Raw genomic sequence first — 17,707 nt, forward strand, 5'->3', positions numbered from 1 at the left:
TTACGCTCGTGTCGCCGTTCAGCGCATGCGCTTGTCGTGGGTAACCAGAAGGCTTTAGGTTGGTGTGGGGGAATGGGCCGCCGAGGACCACCGGGCCCGCACGGACTCCGCGCCGCACGCACCCCCGCACGCACCCGGGCCCCCGGACCCGCCGACGACCACCCCGGACCGGACCGGCGCCGCCCCGTGGGCGCGGGCCCGCCGGTTCGGACCCGCACCGCGCCCGGCCCGGCCGCGGGGGCCCGCCGGCCCCCGCGCGACCGCCCGACATCGAGGACCCGCCCCACCGCACGACGGAGGAAGGCCGACACCCGTGAAACTCTCCGAGGCACCCACCGCCGGACCGATCACCCCGGACCCCGACGGCCCCGACCGCCCCTACTGGGACGGACTGCGCCGGGGCGAACTGCGCATCCCCCGCTGCCGGGACTGCGGCCGCCACGTCTGGGCCCCACAACGCATCTGCCCCGGCTGCCGAGGAGCCGCGTTCGACTGGCCGGTCGTCGCCCCGAACGCCACCGTCTTCTCCTGGACCCGCACCTGGCACCCCTTCCTGCCCGAACTCGCCGACCACGTCCCCTACACCGTGGTCCTGGCCCGACTCGACGAGGTCCCCTCGGTACGCCTGCTGGGCATGCTCGTCGACGACGAGAGCACCCTGCGGATCGGAGCCGCCCTGCACGGCGTGATCCAGCCCGCGGGCCCGCTCACCCATGACACCCCCGTCCTGCGCTGGAGGCTCTCGGCATGACGTTCCCACTGCGCGGCGCGACGGCCGTGGTCGGCATCGGAGAGACCCCGTACCACAAGCGCGGCAAGGCGCCGCTGGACGAGGACGGCCTGCGGTTGCAGGCCATCGTCGAGGCCTGCGAGGACGCGGGCGTGGACCCGGCCGACGTCGACGGCTTCTCCACCTACGGCCACGACGCCGACGCCACCGCGCTCGCCCCCGCACTCGGCACCCGCCGCCTGCGCTGGGCCTCCCAGGTGGCCGGCGGCGGAGGCGGCGGCCTGGGCGCCGCGATCCTCCAGGGCGCCACCGCCCTGGCCATGGGACAGGCCCGGTACGTGATCGTCTACCGCGCCCTGGCCCAGCAGCAGAGCGGACGATTGTCCGCCGCCGTCTCCAGCTACTTCTTCGACGAGCACTACCGCGCGCACGGACTGGTCTCGCCCGCCCAGGTCTGCGCCCTGCGCACCCAGCGCATGATCGAGCACGACGGCGTCCCGGCCGAGGCGCTGCGGGCGTTCGCCCAGGCCTGCTACGTCCACGCCGGGCGCAACCCGCTGGCCGCCGGACGGGACGTACGGCTGACCGACGAGACCTACCTGTCCTCGCGCATGATCTCCGAGCCGCTGCGGCTGTTCGACTCTTCCCGGGAGAACGACGGCGCCGGGGCCGTGCTGCTCACCACCGCCGAACGCGCCCGGGACCTGCGGCAGACCCCCGCCTACGTCCTGTCCGGGGCCCAGGGCGCGGGGGAGGACTGGGGCGAGCTGCACGAGAACGACCGTGACTACTCCTCGGCCGGCCTCGCCCCGCTGGCCGACGAGCTCTGGGCGGACGCGGGCATCCGCCCCGAACAGGTCGACGTCGCCCAGATCTACGAGAACTTCACCGGCCCCGCCGTCGCCGTCATGCTCGACCTGGGACTGGTGACCAGGGAGAACATCGGGGAGCTGCTCACCGTCGAGAACCTCACCGCCCCCGGCGGCCGCCTCCCGGTCAACACCGCCGGCGGCAACATCGCGGGCGGGTTCGTGCACGGCATCGGTCTGGCCGCCGAGGCCGTCCGGCAACTGCGCGGCACCTCCTCCAACCAGGTCCCCTGGGCCCGCGTCTCGCTGCTCACCGGCGGCCCCGCGGCCCCCCTGGTCAGCGCCGTGGTGCTGGGCGGCGAGGACACCCTCTGATTCGTGGGGGCGGAGGTCACCGGGCTCGCCCGACCGTCAGGGTCGGGCGCGCCCGGTGGCGTTCACGCGAGGTGATCCGGTCGGACGGGGTCGCGGGACCACTCCAGCCGGTCCGTCGTGGTGCCGCCCGTGCGGGTGGGTGGGACGCGGTTCGGTGTGCAGCACGAGCCGCGGACCTTCCCACGAGATCCGCCGGGTCAAGACGTCACCGACGTGTTCGACGTACGGCGCGGCCCGCGCAGCCGACGAAGCCCAGGGCGGCCGCGCCCCGCTGCTCGTCGGTGGCCCGGGTGACGGAGAGGCCGTCGGGCCAGGGGCGGTCGCGACGCATCAGCAGCTCGCTCACCCGCCCGTCGGGCCGGTACGTCAGCCGTCCCAGCGGCCCCGGCCCCAGCGGGTGCCGGACGACCTGTCCGTCGACCAGCCGGGTGTGGTCGACCAGGTTCCAGCCGCCGAGCAGCGAGGCGGCGAGGCCCTGGGCGTGTGCTCGTCGGGGGCGTTCTCCTCGGGAGCCGGTGCCGAGGGGGAGGGGACGCGGGTGTCGGGCGGCGTCCGCCCGTCGGGGGTGTGTGCGGCAGGGGGCATGACGGTCCGATCGTTCGGCGGCGGACGGCCGCTCCCGGCGGTCGCGGTCGTGTCACGCTCCCGGTGCCCGCGGGGGGCCTCGTCGGGGTGGCGGCGGGAAGCGGGGGAGGGGCCCCGAATCGCATGATGATCCAGGGCGGGGCGTTCCGCTGTGGAGTGCGCGGTGGATCTCGCGGTGCGCGGGCGGGGGCTGGCGGGTCGCCACGGTCAGGCCGGTCCGCCTCCGGGGTCGCGTCGCCGCGGACGGGGTGTCGAACTTACACCCGTACGGAAGCGCAGAGAATCCACGGAAAGAAGGCCAGTGGTCGTCCGCTCGAAGGCAACGACGAGCGCCGGCCCGGCCGACTCCGGTGCGAGAACCGGAGCGGGGCCGAGCCGGCGTACGGCGACGACGGTGGGGCGCGGGCGCTCAGTGCCCGGACATGCCCCCGTCCACGGCGAGGGTCGTGCCGGTGATGTAGCTGGAGGCCGGGGCGGCAAGGAACACCACGGCCGCGTCGAGCTCCCGCTGGGTGCCGGTGCGGGCCAGCGGGCTGGTCGCGCGCAGGAACTCGTCCAGCGTCTCCGAAGGCATCTCGGCGATCATCTCGGTGGCCACGAACCCGGGTGCGACGGCGTTGACCCGGATGCCGCGGCGCCCGGCCCACTGCTGGGACAGGTCCCTGGTCAGCCCGATGAGGCCGGCCTTGCTCGCGGCGTAGGCGGCCTGCGGCAGCACCGACTTGATCAAGCCCAGCACGCTGGCCACGTTCACGATGCTGGAGCCCGGCCCCATGACCCGCGCACACGACTGGGCCATCCAGTACGCGCCCATCAGGTTGACGTCCAGCACCTGACGGAAGTCCTCGGGCCGCTCGCGCAGCGCGGGCACCGCGGAGGAGACACCGGCGTTGTTGATCAGGATGTCGAGTTTCCCGAAGCGCGCGACGGCCGCCGCCACCGCCTCCTCGCACTGCTCCGGGTCGGTCACGTCGGTGGCGACGACCAGGCACTCGCCGCCGAGCGCCTCGATGCGCTCGGCTGTCTCGCGCAGGCGGTCCGCGCGGCGGGCCGTCAGGACCACCTGTGCGCCGGCCTCGACCAGGGCGAGGGCGAAGCCCGCGCCCAGCCCCGAACTGGCGCCGGTGACCAGCGCGGTCCTGCCGTCCAGCCGGAACAGGTCCAGCACGCCGTTCTCGGGAAGGGGGCGCTGTGTCGTCGTGCTGCCCATGTGCCGTCCTTGTCTGTCCGGGCCGGTCCGGGACGGTCGGGGGCGGGTGCGGCGGGTGTGCGGCATCCGCCTCCGACCGGCCGGTGCGACCCGTGAGCCGGGGGTGGGGGAGAAGGGGTGCCGGGAGGTCTCCGGCACGGGGGAGGCGTGGGCGTCAGCTCGCGTCGTCGGCCGCGAGCAGCCGCTGGGTCTCCCGGCGGAAGACCTGGTTGGCGACCTCGTTGCGACCGAACACCATGGGGCCGGCGTCCTGGCTCGCCAGCGCCCGCTGGGAGCCGCGCAGCAGCGGGAAGTCCTCCGCGTGCAGCACGTCCAGCAGGATCTGCCAGTTCCGCTGCCAGCGCTTGTTCCAGGTCTCCTCGTCGTAGGAGGTCTCCTCCAGACGCGGCACGATGACCCGCATCTCCATCCGGCAGCGCCCCGGGTCGACCGGGTCGGGACGGAAGGTCAGCAGCTCGAAGTGGTGGTCGGGCAGGCGCAGCAGGGTGCTGTTGGGCAGCAGCAGGTGCGACTCGGTCACATGCTTGGCGAGGCTCTGGTCGCCCGGGTCCTCGTCGATCCAGCGGTCGATCGTCTTACGGGGCGCCAGCCAGCGGCAGTGCCGCCCGTAGTCCTCGAAGGCGTAGACGTTGGTGTGGACGATCTTGCCCGCGGTGTTCGGGTGCGCGTACTGGATGTGGTAGCCGTCCAGGAAGGCGTCCTGCATCAGCTTCCAGTTGCACGGCTCGTCGAAGCCCTCGGCACGGAAGGAGACCAGGTTGTCCAGCTTGTACCCGGCCAGGACCTCGTCCATCTCCGGGCCGAGCCAGGCGGCGACGTCGATCTCGGCGCCGACCGAGTCGATCACCCAGATGAAGCCGTGTCGCTCCTCGGCGGGCAGTTCGAGCAGCCCGAACTGGCTGCGGTCGAGGTCGCCGAAGGTGTTGTCGCGGGTGATGGTGCGCAGGGTGCCGTCGGTGTCGTAGGACCAGCGGTGGTAGCCGCAGGAGAACAGGCGGCACTTGCCCGACGCCGCCTCCTCCAGCAGGGCGCCCCGGTGCCGGCACTGGTTGACGAAGGCCTTGATGCCGCCGTCCGGCTGACGCACCACGATGGCGTTGTTGCGCGGGAGCTGCAGGGTGATGAAGTCGTTGGGCTCGGGGATCTCCGAGCTGTGCGCGACGATCGACGGGACCCGCGCGAAGATCCGCTCGCGCTCACGGGCCGCGAGGTCGGCGTCGGTGAACTCCGTCGGGCTGAAGAAGACCGTTTCCTCGAACTGGTCGGTCGTGTCGTTCCGCAGGTGCTCGAGCAGGCGACGAATTCGCTCTTCGCGCTTTGCATCAAATTCCGTCACGTCGTCCTCCTGTACTGTCCGCGTTCCTTGCGCCGCTGCGGTGGCTCGGGGACCTCAGAGGCTGATGCGGTCTCGCGACGCGGGATGCGAGACACGCGACGTCGGTTCCCCTTCTTCGTCGACCCCGCCGAGGAGGCACGGGAACGGCGACGAGTGGGGCGTGGGGCGTCTTGTGGGCGAGGGGGCCCCGGTCCGTGGGCGATCCGGTGGCGCATGCTCGCCGCCGGACGCACCCGTCTGCGAAAAAGCTCACTTAATCTTATGGCTGTAGGTTTCTGGGGTCAAGCACGCGGCGGGGACTCTCGGTCGGCGGCCGGGTCGCCGCGCCCTCCCCCGGCCCTGGGTGACGGGTCCGCGAGGCCCGGCCCGGCCGGTGGGCGAAGGGGTGTGCAGGGTGGTCCCGGCGGCGGGTCGATCTGCGCCTGCCCGTGTCGGGGGGAGGCTGCCGGACGCGCCCGGGAGTCCGCGGAAGGCGAGAGGCGGGGCCCCCTCCTCCTCGGGGAGCCCCGCCTCGCGTCCGCCGGTGTTGGTGCGCCCGTCAGGCGACCGCGGCAGGTGCGTCGACCGGCACGCTGAAGCACACGTCGGTCTGGTCGTGGTGGAAGCCGACGTTGCGGCAGGCCCGCACCAGCGGCTCGTCCAGCGGGTCCACCGACATCTCCACCTCCCGCACGCCCGCCTCGGCCAGCCGCTTCAGCGCCGCCGCGAGCAGCGCCCGTGACACCGCGTGCGCCTCGCCCCGGGTCGGCGGCGCCAGCAGGTGCACCGATCCCGGACCGTCCGGCGCCTCTCCGGCCAGGGGGTGCGGGGAGTAGGCCACGAAGCCCAGCACCTCCCCCGACGCCTCGACCGCCACCAGCACCTCCGGGCCGACCCGGCCGGCGCCGCGGCCGTCCTTCTCGGCGTCGGCGAGCGCGGCCACCACCGCCGTGTCCGACTCCGGGTGCAGCGGGCGCAGGTCCACCCCGGCGGGCGGTTCCGGCTCCGGCACGCTGCCCGGCCGGTGCATCGGCCGGATGATCCGCCACGACGCGTCCTCGGGCACCGCGCCGAACCGGCGCGCCATCCGCTCCGCCGCGGGGTGCGAGCCGTGCGCCCAGGCGCGCAGCGACCGGACGCCCTCGCCGGCCCACCGGGCCGCCCCGCCGCGGGCCAGCCCCAGCTCCTCGAACAGCAGGGTCGCGATCCCCAGGGACCGGTACTCGGGGCCCACCACGAACTCGGTGGTGGCGGTGCCGTCGCCCTGCGAGGTGATCCGCAGGAAGGCCACGATCGCCTCCTCCCCGTCCGGCGAGCCGACGGCGCCCACCTCGTCGCTCATCCGGGCGACGAGTTCGGTGACCCGCCCGGGGGGCGCATCCGTGCCCGCGGCCGGGACCGGCTGCACGGCCGAGAAACCCTGCTCGGCGTCGAAGTCCGCCGCGTCGCGCAACAGCCTGACGACCTCCGGGTCGGCGCCGAAGGAGGTGCCCCACTCGTACGTGATCACAGAACGTCCTCGGATGTCGGGTCGTCGCCCCATGGCGCCGCCCGCGGTGGACGGTGCCGGGGGCCGGAGTTCGGGCGGCCGCGGATGCGGTGCGCGGGCGGCGGGTCCGAAAGAGGCGCTCCCACGCCGGTGCGCGGCGACGACGGTCTCAGCGGCTCATTACCTCCAAGCTATAGGCAAGATGTGGTGCTCACAAGCCCGGGTGTCTCGATGAACCCCTTGCGGTGACAGGCGAGTGTGGTGATCCCACGCCTGGGGAAGAGTGATCCGAAACCTGTGGAGAGTCGGTTAATGGGAGGGTGTCCGCCGGAGGGATCGGGCGGTGATCTGCGAGGTGCGGGGGGCGGTGAGCGGCGCCCTGCCGGGTTCGCGCCCGGTGCCCTCTCGGCGCGTCGCCCGGGAGTGGGGTGCGATGCCGGATCCGTCGGGGCGCGCCGCGGCGTCCGGCGGGGCGCCCGCGACGCCGGGTCCCATCCGCCGCCGGGGTGCGGGATACTGCGGCCATGGCCCGACCACTCCAACCTCTGCTCAGCCGCGAAGCGATCGTCGCGGCCACCTTGAAGATCATCGACGTGGAAGGGATCGAGGCGTTCAGTATGCCTCGACTGGCGAAGGTGATGGGAGTCCGAGCGCCCTCGCTGTATCACCACTTCAAGAACAAGACCGAACTCATGACCGAGGTGGCCCGGGCGATCATGGTGGACACGCCCTTCCCGCGCCGTCCCGCCGACGAGAACTGGCCTGACCTCTTCGTCGCCCTCGCCCTGAACTTCCGGCGCTCGATCCTGCGCCACCGCAACGCGGCTCCCATCCTGCTCGAGTACCTGCCGCGCGACGTCCTGATCGCCATGTACGAGAAGGTGGCCCGCTTCCTGGAGAAGGCGGGCGTACCGCAACACCTGCACGTGCTCATCCTGGACGGCATGGAGAAGCTGAGTCTGGGCGCCAGCCTCAGCGAGGCCATGAAGACCCCGGAGAGTCAGGCGCAGATCTTCCCGCACGTCGACGCCGAGGAGGAGCCCACCCTCACCTCGGCCCTCGCCTCCAACGAATGGAGCGCCGAGCAGATCTTCGAACAGACGATCCGGAGCTTCCTGGTCGGCGTCATGCAACTGGACGCGTCCCGGCGGGCGGAGGCGCCCGCCGGGCAGTGAGCCCCCTCCGGGCGTGAGCCCTCGCCGGGCCGGAGTCCCCGCGCCGGGGAGCGAGGCCCCCCGCAGGGCGGTGCTCTCCGGCCGGGTGGTGAATCCCCGCCGTACCGCCGTGCCCCCTTCCGTTCGGGAGATGGGCGCGGCGGTGTTCCGGCCCGGTCGCCACCTGTCGCGTCGCCCCGAACCCCCTGCGTACCGCCTGTCCGCCGAGGTGCGTGGCGGGGTCGGTGGGTGCACTCTCCCGGGTGCTTCCCCTCCCGAACCCTTGCCGCCCGTTATCTAAGGACTTTAGGCTGAGGGCGAGTTCACGCCAGGAGCGTCGACTCTGGTTCCACAGGGGGCGCGACGGCCCCCGCGGTCACCCATGGGGAGGCACGTCCAGATGTCCACGCAGTCCCAGGAGTCACAGGAGTCCCAGGAGTTCCACGAGCTCTACCGGCGGCATGTCCAGTACGTCCTCGACGGGAACGTCGAGGCGTCCTTGGCCGACATGGTGCAGGAGAACATCCCCCAGGTCTTCCGCGGAGTGACCGTCCCCCGCGGGGAGGTCGACTCGCTCCGCGTCGTCGACATCCGGCGCGAGGGCGCCACCTGGGTGGGGGAGACGGTGTACGACACCCCCGACGGTCGGATCGGCCTGCGGTCCGTGTGGGAGTCGCGCGACGGCTCCTGGAAGGCCGCCGCCCTCGAGAACTTCCCCCCGGAGGCCGGGGACTGACCCCGGCGGGCGCCTTCGACGCGGACCGGCGGGCGTCGAAGGGCCGGTACGGAGGAGTGATTCCGTCCGATCGGGAGAGCGTCCCGCAAAAGCCTTGTCCGCCGTACCTGAAGCCCTTAGATTAAGCGACCACGGTCACACGAAGGATTCCCGCCACCTCCGGGGATCGCGGGCCGGGTACGCCGAGCAGCCGGTGACGACCCCGTCCGCCCGTGCTCCGAACCACCGGTGCACGCCGCACCGGGCGGCCGGGCCGGGCGCGACACCGGCCGACGGCCCGCCCGGACCGTCCGTCGGCAGCCGGTGGACAGCAGGCCCCTCGACAAGGGCCCACCGACCACACGACGTGTGACTCCCTTCATCAGAATTCTTCCGTCATGTGCTCAGGTGTATCCGCTGCCGCTCCGCCAAAGGGGGCGACCCGTGGAGCGGCCCGAGGCGGCGGAAGCGATCGTGGACAGAGCGCAGGAGGAACAGACGTGAGCGGAACGCTCGTGAGCACCCTGACCTGGTGGGCTCGGAACATTCCCGACCAGCCGGCCATCGATTTCGACGGCGACGTGGTCACCTACCGCCGGCTGGAGAGCTGGGCGGACGGGATCGCCGCCGATCTCGTCGCGGCGGGAGTGGGGCGAGGAGACCGGGTCGCCCTGGTGGGGCAGAACTCCCTGGAGTGGTGCGCGGCCACCCTCGGCGCGCTCAAGCTCGGTGCCGTCGTCGCCCCCTTCAACCACCGCATGGTGGCCCGCGAGCTCGCCGGGCTCCTGGAGGACTGCGAGCCGACCGTCGTCTACGGCGACGACGCGCTGCGCGAGCGCCTGGAGGAGGCCCGCCGGGAGCAGCCCGGGGTCGTCCTCAAGTCCTTCCAGAGCGACGTCCGGTCCCTGCGGGACGGCACCCACGCCTCCGTCGTGCCGCCGGTGTCCGACGTCTCCAGGACGGCCGCGATCGTCTACACCAGCGGCACCACCGGCAAACCCAAAGGCGTCATCTTCACCCACGCCACCATCGCCGGCGAGATGCACGAGTGGTCCCTCATGGAGCCGGTGCTGCCCAACGGCTTCAGACCCCTGCTCGTGCTCCCGCTGTTCACCGCTGCCGGCCTCGTGTGGGGACTCTTCCGCACGATCCTGCACGGCGGCACGCTGCTGCTGCAGCCCCGCTTCGACCCGGCCCGGGCCCTGCGTGTGCTGGCCGACCAGAAGGTCACCACGTTCACCGGCCCGCCCATCCTGTTCGAGCAGGTCGCGGCACAGCCCGGCTTCGCGGAGGCCGACCTCACCAGCCTGACCACCGCCCACGTGGGCGGCGCGCGGGTGCCGGTGGACCTGCTCGCCTCCTGGCAGCGCAAGGGCGTCTCGCTGCGCCAGATCTACGGCCAGACCGAGATCGGCGGATCCGCCACCGTGATGCCGCGCGACGAGGCGATGGAGCACCCGGAGAAGTGCGGCTGGGGCGGCGCCTTCACCAGGATCAGGGTCGTCGACCCGGAGGGCGTCGACTGTCCGCCCGGCACCCCCGGCCAGATCCTCCTGCGCGGACCGGGGATGATGCCCGGCTACTGGCGCAACGAGGAAGCCACCCGCACGACCATCGTGGACGGCTGGCTGCACACCGGGGACATGGGCATCCTCGACGAGCGCGGCTACCTGACCTTCGTCGACCGCATGAAGGACATGATCATCTCGGGCGGGCTGAACATCTCGCCGACCGAGATCGAGAACGTCCTCCAGGAGATGCCCGGCATCGAGGAGGTCGCCGTCATCGCCGTCGAGGACGCCAAGTTCGGCGAGACCCCGGCCGCCCTGATCAAGGCCGACGGTCCGATCGACATCGCCGACGTGGTGGCCCACTGCAACGAGCGCATGGCCGACTACAAGGTCCCGCGCTACGTCGTCCTCCTCGACGAGGCCCTGCCGCGGATGGCCAGCGGCAAGATCGCCAAGCGCGACCTCAAGGCCACCTACGCCGACCTGCCCCGCACGCACGGCAAGGTGCGCTGACCCGAACACGGAGGCCGTTGCCGATGAAGGCCAGGAAAGTCGCGTTGGTGACCGGCGGCGGGCGGGGCATCGGAGCCGCGGTGTCCCGCAGACTCGCCGCCGACGGCTTCGCGGTCGCGGTCAACTACGCCCACCGCGCCCGCGAGGCGACGGACGTGGTCGAGGAGATCGAGGCCGCGGGCGGCCGGGCGGTGGCGCTGCGGGCCGACGTGTCCGACGCGGACCAGGCGGGCGACCTCGTCGCGCGGACCGCCGAACTCCTCGGACCCGTCGCCGTGCTCGTCAACAACGCGGGAGTCAGCGCGGCCGGCTCGGCGCGCTCCCTGCCGCCCGGACAGTGGGACCGCGTGCTGGGCGTCAACCTCAGCGGCGCCTACTACTGCACGCACGCCGCGCTGCCCGCCATGTACGCGGCCGGCTGGGGACGCGTCCTGTTCTTCGGCAGCCCGAGCGGCGGGCGCGCGCTCACCCCGACGACGGGTGCCTACGCGGCGTCCAAGGCGGGGCTGGTCGCTCTGGCCGGGGTCGTCGCCAAGGAGGTGGCCCGGCGCGGCGTCACCGTGAACACCGTGGTGCCCGGCTATGTGGAGACCGACATGGTGCGCGCCGCCGGCGACCGGGCGCGGGAGAGCCTCCAGGACGGCTGGCCGCGGATCCCCGCCGAGGCGGTGGCCTCGGTGGTGTCCTTCCTCGCGGGCGACGGTGCCGCGCACGTATCCGGCGAGGAGATCGGGGTGTGGGCGGGCGGCCCCGTCCAGTTGTGAGCCCCGGCAGCGGGTGTCGGCGCGACGGACCGCCGGTGCCCGCCCGGGGTCGACCTCCGCCCGGGGCCCTCGTCCCGGGCGGTGCCCTGCCCGCTCGTGGGCCGGGCGGTTCGGATCCCTCGCGAGACGTCGGCGCGGTCCGCGGTGCGGCCGCGCCGGACGTCCGCACGCACGGCGCCGCGGTGACGATCCGCTCGCCGCACGGAACGCTCGAGGCCGTGGCGCACGAGGACCCGAGCATGCGACCGGGGGTCCTGTCGATGACCACGGCTGGGGAGGCCGGGAGACGGGCGGGGACCCGCGGACGACGGGCAGCAACGTCAACCGGCTCACCTCCCTGCACCACGGCGCCCAGGCGGTCAACCACATGCCGACCCTGACGGCCGTCCCAGTGTCGGTCACCCCCGCCCCGCCGGGCCTCGCCGACCGTGAAGAACCTTCTCCTTAATCTAAAGTCTTGAGGTTATAATCTAACGCCTGTAGGATATTCTTCGGATGGGATGACGGCCACCGCTCCGGGTGGCGGCATAACGCGAAAGGGCTGACATGGCAGGCTGGGACTTCGCGAGTGTCTTCGAGGCCGTGGCCCGTGTGCACCCCGAGCGCACGGCGTTCGTTCACGGGCGACGACGAGGCACTTGGGCGCACTTCGACGACCGCGCGGCCCGGCTCGCCACGGTGCTGGAATCCGCGGGCCTCACCGCGGGCGACGTCGTGGCCGAGTACATGCGCAACGGTCCCGAGTACCTGGAGACCTTCTTCGCCGCCGGCAAGTCGGGCCTCGCCCCGATGAACACCAACTACCGCTACGTCGAAGACGAACTGGTGCAGATCTGGGTCGACGCCGACGTCAAGGCGGTCGTCTTCGACGCCGAGTTCCGCGAGCGGGTCGACCGGGTGCGCCACCGCCTGCCCGGCGTGCGGCTCTGGCTCGAGGTCGGCGAGGGCACCGACTGGGCCCCCTCCTACGCCCGCGAACTGGACGCGCACCCCCCGCGGCCGCACGGCGGCGGACGCGAGGACTCCCTGATCCTCATCTACACCGGCGGCACCACCGGACACCCCAAGGGCGTGATGTGGCGCCAGGGCGACATCCTCTCCCTGCTCAACGCGCAGAACCCCCGACCGCTGCCCGACCACGGCGACCGCGAGGCCGTCGAGGCGCACCTGGCCGGACTCACCCGGGAGATCCGCTCCCTGGTGGCGAGCCCGCTCATGCACGGCGCCGGACTCTTCTACGCCATCTCGGCACTCAGCGGGGCCGGCACCCTCGTCATGACCCCGGGGGCGCGCTTCGACGCCGAACAGCTCCTCGACGTCATGGACGGCGAACGGGTCCAGTCCCTCGCGATCGTCGGCGACGCCTTCGCCCGGCCGATGCTCGCCGCCCTCGACGAGAACCCCGGACGGTGGCGCCTCGACGGCCTGCGCGCCGTGTTCTCCTCTGGCGTGATGTGGAGCCGTCCGGTCAAGGAAGGGCTCCTGAACCACATGCCGGCGGCGCGCCTGCTGGACGGACTCGGCTCCTCCGAGGCCTCCGCCGTCGCCTCGACGGTGTCCGTGCGCGGGGACGTGGCCGACACCGGCTCGTTCGTGCCCTCCGACCGGGCCGCCGTGCTGCTCGACGACGGAACCCTCGCCGAACCAGGCGACGGCAAGGCCGGCCGCCTCGCCGTCACAGGCTGGATCCCGGTGGGGTACCTCAACGACCCGGAGAAGTCCGCCCAGGTCTTCGTCGAGGCCGCGGGCCGCCGCTGGTCCGTTCCCGGCGACCTGGCCCAACTCGACGCCGACGGGCGGATCCAGCTCCTCGGCCGTGGCTCCAGCTGCATCAACACCGGCGGGGAGAAGGTGTTCGCCGAAGAGGTGGAAGAGGTCCTGAAGCAGCACCCGGGCATCGCGGACGCCGCGGTCCTCGGCGTGTCCGACGAACGCCTCGGCGGGAAGGTCGTCGCCCTTCTCCGGGCGGGGAAGCGGCCGCCGTCGGAGGAGGAACTCCACACCCACGCCCGCGCGCACCTGGCGGGCTACAAGGTGCCCAAGCACATGGCCTACGTCGACTCGCTGGAACGCGCGGACAACGGAAAACTCGACCACCGCCGGCTGACCGGCATCGCGGAGAGCAAATGGGGGGAAGGCCACGCCTGACCCGGACCGGCGGCCGCGGCCCGGACCGCTTCCCCCGGCTTTCCCCGCCGGCCGGGGAAAGCAGCCGGAACGGAGCGGGAACACTCCCCGCGCACGGCGGCGAGGCTCCGGGCGAGCACGGGCGGCGGGCCGCCCCGCGGGGAGGACGACATCGGCTCACACCTGTCTCCCCCTTGGGAAGACGGCGTGAAAAGCGTGAGACCCTCATCGACGAAGAGGCACCCGATGACCATCGAAGACCTTCCGGTACCGCAGCCCGTCGGCCCGGTCGGGCCGTCACCGGTCCGCCGCCCTGGCAGCGTGCGCCGTACCTCGACGCTCGACACGCGGTGGCCCGGAGGATTCGGCACCGGGCTCCACATCGACGGGCGGGCCCGCGACCTCTACACTCCGGCGGACGGCCGGCCCCCGCTCGTCGTCGCCGAGGACCGGCTACGCGTCCGATTCACACCAGCGAGCCGGGTGATCGAGGAGATCGAGTCGACCCCGGCCAGGAGCGAACTGGCCCTCCTCACCGGCGCCCGCTGCGGCGGCGGATTCCGCACCCTGCTGGCGCAGGCCCTACCACGGGAACGGAACACCGGGACCTCGCTATACCTCATGCTGGACGATCTCGCCACGGCCTCACTGATCGCGGACTTCGCCGCGACCCGGTGGCCGTCCGCCGGGCCCGGCACACACCGGACCGCGGTGCGCCCGCAGGAAGGCGTCTGCACGGGCTTCATGCCCGGATCCAGCGCCCTGAGCCCCGACCACGTTCGGAAAGGTGGCGACCGGACACGCCGGGTCGTACCGCTGCCGCACCCCGACGACCCGGCGGGCTGGCACGAACTGGCCGCGCTCACCGAACCGGGGGGGGGGCGGGGGCGGGGCGCCGCGCGGCCCCCCCGGGGCGGGCCACTGCGGGGGCCTCCCACCACAGCCCCGCGCACACCCACCCCCCGCCCCCCCGGGCCCGGCGCATCGACGTCACACCGGGCGAGGTCATCGGCGTGGACGCGATGTTCCAGGACAGCGCGACAGTGCCCGAGGGCGGCAGGAGCGCTGTGCACGAATACCGGCTGCACGCCACGGCCCACGCACGCACCGGCGCCCTTCTCACCCTGCGGGCCGAGCCGCGCATCCTGCCCTACGACGAGTGCCCCCTGGCCGTGCTCAACCTGGACCGTCTGCTCGGGACACCCCTGGCGGACCTGCGCACCACCGTGCCCAGGGTGCTGCGCGGCACCGACGGGTGCACGCACCTCAACGACGCCCTGCGCGCGCTGGCCGAGGTGCCCGCTCTGCTGGCCGCGCTGCACCGGCGCGCGCAGGAGTGAAGACGCCGGGACGGCAGGCGGGCACCCGGGAGGAACGGCCCGCCAGGAGCCTCGCCCCCGGAGGAACCCGACACCCCGGGCAGATCACGCAAGGCGAGGAGAGAGGTCCCATTGTGCACTCACTGCAGGGAAGGGTCGCTCTGGTCACCGGAGGCGCCAGCGGAATCGGGGCGGGGGCCTTCGTGGTGGTGGCCGATGTCGATGAGGAACGGGGCCGCGGCCTGGCCGAGGAGCTCGGTGACGCGGCGGTGTTCCGCCGCGTCGACGTCACCCGCGAGGGGGACATCGCCGCGGCGGTGACGGACACGGCGACCACCCGGGGACGCCTGGACTGCTTGGTCAACAACGCCGGCCGGGTGGGGACCTGGCGCTTCGCCGAGGAGACCCCGGCCGACGAATGGGACGAAGCCTTCCGGCTGCTGTGCCGCAGCGTCTTTCTCGGCATCAAGCACGCGTCCCGGGTCATGCGCGACCACGGCGGCGGCAGCACTGTGAACACCGGCAGCGTCGCCGGCTCGAGGGCCGGGTCCGGCCCCCACCCCTACGGCGCGGCCAAGGCCGCCGTTGTCCAGCTGACCCGCAGCAGCGCGGTGGAACTCGCCCCCCCCACGGAATCCAGGTGAACGTGATGACGCCCGGCGGTGTGGCCACCCGCATCGTCGGCCAGGGCGCCGGTCTCACGGGATCGGCCCTGGACGACAGCGTCGAACGGGTACGGGAGAGCCTGCGCGACTTCCAGCCGGTCCCCCGCAGCGGCGAGCCGCAGGACCTGGCCGCCGTGGCGGCCTTCCACGCCTCCGACGCGTCGAGTTTCCTCACCGGACAGGAAATCGTCGTCGACGGCGGCCTGTCGCTGGGCAGGGCCTGGCCCCCGGAGATCCAGGCACACGCGAGGAAGGCGTCGTCCTGGACCGCGACATGAGCGCGGGCGGGGCGGCACGCGCGCCGCCCCGCCCCTCCCCCCGGATTCCCGGGGACAGCCCGGACGACCGTGCTGTCTGCCCCTGCCCCTGCCCCTGCCCCTCACAAGGAGGAACACAACGTGAGCACACCAGACGCAACGCCCCCCACCCCCGCGAAGGCCCCTGCCAAGGACCCCTGGGACCTGCCCGACGTCTCCGGGCTCGTCGTCGGCGTGCTCGGCGGGACCGGACCGCAGGGCAAGGGCCTTGCTCACCGGCTCGCCCGGGCCGGCCAGAAGGTGATCATCGGCTCGCGTGCCGCCGAACGCGCGCGGGCCGCCGCCGAGGAGATCGGCCACGGCGTCGAGGGCGCCGACAACGCCGAGACCGCCCGCCGCAGCGACATCGTGATCGTCGCCGTGCCCTGGGAGGGCCACGGCAAGACGCTCGAAAGCCTGCGTGAGGAACTGGCCGGCAAGCTCGTCGTCGACTGCGTCAACCCGCTCGGCTTCGACAAGCAGGGCGCCTACGCGCTCAAGCCCGAGGAGGGCAGCGCCGCCCAGCAGGCCGCGGCCCTGCTGCCGGACTCCCGGGTCACCGCCGCCTTCCACCACCTGTCGGCGGTACTGCTCCAGGACCCGGAGATCGACGTGATCGACACCGACGTGATGGTGCTCGGCGAGGTCCGCGCCGACGTGGAGATCGTGCAGGCCCTCGCCGGACGCATCCCCGGCATGCGGGGCGTCTTCGCCGGGCGGCTGCGCGGCGCCCACCAGGTGGAGTCCTTGGTCGCCAACCTGATCTCCGTCAACCGCCGCTACAAGGCACACGCCGGGCTCCGCGTCACGGACGTATGACATCCCGGGCGGCCCGCACCGGGCTGCCCGGAAGACGCGCCCAGACCCCCGTGATCTGGTTGTTCCAGACCGCGGGGGCGCACCGGCCACCGCATTGCCGCCGTGATGCTGCTCGGTTCCGTACCGCGCCGGCCCGGGAGGGGCCGAGGACGTCCGGCACCGCGGCCCCTGCCCGCTCCGGGACAGCCCTGACGGCCAAATCCCCCGCGGGGCTCGAAAAGTTATCGTTGCTGCTCAGCCCGCATATCGGTACTCGTTGATGGTGCCGCCGAGGATACGGGTTCGGAGAAGTCTGCGGTCTTCGAGGCTGTGGACGAGGGTGGTCGGCTCGGTGGCCTCGGGAGGTCGCCGGTGCCGGGCACGATGCGGCCGATGCGTGTTGTAGTGCCTGGCGAACTCAGCCAGGGGGCCTCGCCTGGGCCTCGCCCTGAGTGGTGGACACGCTGATGCCGGATCTGCTTGATCCGGAGAAAGCGAGAAAGACCGCCGATGGCGATGAAGGACTACTCGGACGAGTTCAAGGCCGATGCCGTGGCCCTGTACGAGTCCACGCCCGGGGCGACGTACAAGAGCATCGCCGCCGACCTGGGCATCAACCGGGCCACCCTGCGCGAGTGGGGACTGCGGGCCCGCGAACGCCGCGGCGTCACCGCGCCCTCGTCGGCAGGGAAGACGGTGGCCCGGGCCGGGAAGACGATGCCGTCCGCCGATCCGGACGAGCGGATCCGGCAGATGGAGGCCCGGGTGGCCGAGCTCGAGGCGAGCGAGCGGACGCCGGCGACCGAGCGGGACATATCGGCCGCCGAGGTGGGCCCGAGGTCGAGCCCGTGGGAGACCGTTCTTGTCGAAGCCGAGTGGGTTCACGCAACTGATCAGGACCTTGCCGTCCAGCCGGGGGGCGAGCTCGGCCACCAGGTCGTCGTTGCCGTCGAACGGCACGGAGAGCAACACCAGGTCGGCGGTCTCCGCGGCCTTGGAGTTGCTCGCCCCCGTACCGAGGAGACCCCGCTTTCCTGGAGATTCTCGGCGGCGACCATGGCCCGGTCCTCAGCGCGGGACCCGAGTACCACGTCATACCCGCCCTTGGCGAAGCGGTAGCCGACGCCTTTGCCCTGGGCACCGGTGCCGCCGATGATCCCGATAGTGCCCATGGCCTTTCCTTGTCTCGTCGGCCGTTGACAGCGGCTGACGGCGATCCGCGCCGACACGTCCCGTTTCAGTCCTTGATCTCGCAGATGACGGCGCCGGAGGTGATGGAGGCGCCGACGTCGGCCGACAGGCCCTTGATGGTGCCGCTGCGGTGGGCGTTGA

Annotated in this window: 16 protein-coding genes and 2 pseudogenes; 12 read left to right on the forward strand and 6 right to left on the reverse strand. The window is 72.7% G+C overall.

Annotation, left to right across the window (positions count from 1 at the left end):
* Positions 1–313 precede the first annotated feature (313 nt).
* On the forward strand, positions 314–751 hold the full coding sequence (locus tag ABZ818_RS20350) for a zinc ribbon domain-containing protein (RefSeq protein ID WP_361416199.1): 438 nt from the start codon (positions 314–316) through the stop codon (positions 749–751).
* On the forward strand, positions 748–1,914 hold the full coding sequence (locus ABZ818_RS20355; protein WP_361416201.1) for a transporter: 1,167 nt from the start codon (positions 748–750) through the stop codon (positions 1,912–1,914). The genes ABZ818_RS20350 and ABZ818_RS20355 overlap by 4 nt, the downstream gene beginning before the upstream one ends.
* 205 nt (positions 1,915–2,119) lie before the next feature.
* On the opposite strand, the gene ABZ818_RS20360 is transcribed toward ABZ818_RS20355, so the two are convergent.
* From ABZ818_RS20360 to ABZ818_RS20380, 5 genes are all read right to left on the reverse strand, one after another.
* Complete coding sequence (locus ABZ818_RS20360; RefSeq protein ID WP_361416237.1) at positions 2,120–2,374, reverse strand: lipocalin-like domain-containing protein; 255 nt, start codon at positions 2,372–2,374, stop codon at positions 2,120–2,122.
* A complete protein-coding gene (locus ABZ818_RS20365; RefSeq protein ID WP_361416203.1) occupies positions 2,281–2,499 on the reverse strand; it encodes a hypothetical protein in 219 nt (72 codons plus the stop codon). Before ABZ818_RS20365 ends, ABZ818_RS20360 begins: the two co-directional genes overlap by 94 nt.
* A 409-nt stretch (positions 2,500–2,908) precedes the next feature.
* Complete coding sequence (locus ABZ818_RS20370) at positions 2,909–3,709, reverse strand: SDR family NAD(P)-dependent oxidoreductase (protein ID WP_361416205.1); 801 nt, start codon at positions 3,707–3,709, stop codon at positions 2,909–2,911.
* Between the two features lie 154 nt (positions 3,710–3,863).
* A complete protein-coding gene (locus ABZ818_RS20375; protein WP_361416207.1) occupies positions 3,864–5,045 on the reverse strand; it encodes an aromatic ring-hydroxylating dioxygenase subunit alpha in 1,182 nt (393 codons plus the stop codon).
* 538 nt (positions 5,046–5,583) lie between these two features.
* The gene (locus ABZ818_RS20380; protein ID WP_361416209.1) at positions 5,584–6,534 is read right to left on the reverse strand and encodes a GNAT family N-acetyltransferase; all 951 of its coding nucleotides are present in this window, start codon (positions 6,532–6,534) and stop codon (positions 5,584–5,586) included.
* Between the two features lie 503 nt (positions 6,535–7,037).
* Here ABZ818_RS20380 and ABZ818_RS20385 point away from each other — a divergent pair.
* From ABZ818_RS20385 to ABZ818_RS20430, 10 genes and pseudogenes are all read left to right on the forward strand, one after another.
* Entirely contained in the window at positions 7,038–7,688 is a 651-nt protein-coding gene (locus ABZ818_RS20385; protein WP_361416211.1) for a TetR family transcriptional regulator, read from the forward strand.
* Positions 7,689–8,067: 379 nt separating this feature from the next.
* On the forward strand, positions 8,068–8,403 hold the full coding sequence (locus tag ABZ818_RS20390) for a hypothetical protein (protein WP_361416213.1): 336 nt from the start codon (positions 8,068–8,070) through the stop codon (positions 8,401–8,403).
* A 479-nt stretch (positions 8,404–8,882) separates the two neighbouring features.
* Positions 8,883–10,406 carry an AMP-binding protein gene (locus ABZ818_RS20395; protein ID WP_361416215.1) on the forward strand — a complete coding sequence of 508 codons (1,524 nt, stop codon included), beginning with the start codon at positions 8,883–8,885 and terminating at the stop codon, positions 10,404–10,406.
* Positions 10,407–10,429: 23 nt separating this feature from the next.
* Positions 10,430–11,170 carry an SDR family NAD(P)-dependent oxidoreductase gene (locus tag ABZ818_RS20400; RefSeq protein ID WP_361416217.1) on the forward strand — a complete coding sequence of 247 codons (741 nt, stop codon included), beginning with the start codon at positions 10,430–10,432 and terminating at the stop codon, positions 11,168–11,170.
* Positions 11,171–11,716: 546 nt separating this feature from the next.
* Positions 11,717–13,318, forward strand: coding sequence for an AMP-binding protein (locus tag ABZ818_RS20405; protein ID WP_361416219.1), 1,602 nt, complete (start codon positions 11,717–11,719; stop codon positions 13,316–13,318).
* Positions 13,297–14,637: a DUF2889 domain-containing protein gene (locus tag ABZ818_RS20410; RefSeq protein ID WP_361416221.1), complete on the forward strand. Its 1,341-nt coding sequence runs from the start codon at positions 13,297–13,299 to the stop codon at positions 14,635–14,637. The genes ABZ818_RS20405 and ABZ818_RS20410 overlap by 22 nt, the downstream gene beginning before the upstream one ends.
* A gap of 113 nt (positions 14,638–14,750) precedes the next feature.
* Positions 14,751–15,260: an SDR family NAD(P)-dependent oxidoreductase gene (locus ABZ818_RS20415; RefSeq protein WP_361416223.1), complete on the forward strand. Its 510-nt coding sequence runs from the start codon at positions 14,751–14,753 to the stop codon at positions 15,258–15,260.
* Between the two features lie 5 nt (positions 15,261–15,265).
* Positions 15,266–15,559 carry an SDR family oxidoreductase gene (locus ABZ818_RS20420; RefSeq protein WP_361416239.1) on the forward strand — a complete coding sequence of 98 codons (294 nt, stop codon included), beginning with the start codon at positions 15,266–15,268 and terminating at the stop codon, positions 15,557–15,559.
* Between the two features lie 120 nt (positions 15,560–15,679).
* Positions 15,680–16,396, forward strand: a complete 717-nt coding sequence (gene npdG / locus ABZ818_RS20425) for an NADPH-dependent F420 reductase (protein ID WP_361416225.1) — start codon at positions 15,680–15,682, stop codon at positions 16,394–16,396.
* Positions 16,397–16,885: 489 nt separating this feature from the next.
* Positions 16,886–17,143, forward strand: a pseudogene (locus ABZ818_RS20430) (transposase); the annotation flags it as partial.
* A 326-nt stretch (positions 17,144–17,469) separates the two neighbouring features.
* On the opposite strand, the pseudogene ABZ818_RS20435 reads toward ABZ818_RS20430, so the two are convergent.
* Positions 17,470–17,547: pseudogene (locus ABZ818_RS20435) on the reverse strand (hypothetical protein); the annotation flags it as partial.
* Positions 17,548–17,707 lie beyond the last annotated feature (160 nt).

The sequence above is a fragment of the Streptomyces sp. NPDC047453 genome (assembly GCF_040643155.1).
In the GTDB taxonomy this organism is placed as follows: Bacteria; Actinomycetota; Actinomycetes; order Streptomycetales; family Streptomycetaceae; genus Streptomyces.

Excerpts from the sequence above, each read along its gene's own strand:
- ABZ818_RS20355 (WP_361416201.1), top strand. The coding sequence starts at position 748 with ATGACGTTCCCACTGCGCGGCGCGACGGCCGTGGTCGGCATCGGAGAG.
- ABZ818_RS20365 (WP_361416203.1), bottom strand. The coding sequence starts at position 2,499 with ATGCCCCCTGCCGCACACACCCCCGACGGGCGGACGCCGCCCGACACC.
- ABZ818_RS20370 (WP_361416205.1), bottom strand. The coding sequence starts at position 3,709 with ATGGGCAGCACGACGACACAGCGCCCCCTTCCCGAGAACGGCGTGCTG.
- ABZ818_RS20385 (WP_361416211.1), top strand. The coding sequence starts at position 7,038 with ATGGCCCGACCACTCCAACCTCTGCTCAGCCGCGAAGCGATCGTCGCG.
- ABZ818_RS20390 (WP_361416213.1), top strand. The coding sequence starts at position 8,068 with ATGTCCACGCAGTCCCAGGAGTCACAGGAGTCCCAGGAGTTCCACGAG.
- ABZ818_RS20400 (WP_361416217.1), top strand. The coding sequence starts at position 10,430 with ATGAAGGCCAGGAAAGTCGCGTTGGTGACCGGCGGCGGGCGGGGCATC.
- ABZ818_RS20405 (WP_361416219.1), top strand. The coding sequence starts at position 11,717 with ATGGCAGGCTGGGACTTCGCGAGTGTCTTCGAGGCCGTGGCCCGTGTG.
- ABZ818_RS20410 (WP_361416221.1), top strand. The coding sequence starts at position 13,297 with ATGGGGGGAAGGCCACGCCTGACCCGGACCGGCGGCCGCGGCCCGGAC.
- ABZ818_RS20420 (WP_361416239.1), top strand. The coding sequence starts at position 15,266 with ATGACGCCCGGCGGTGTGGCCACCCGCATCGTCGGCCAGGGCGCCGGT.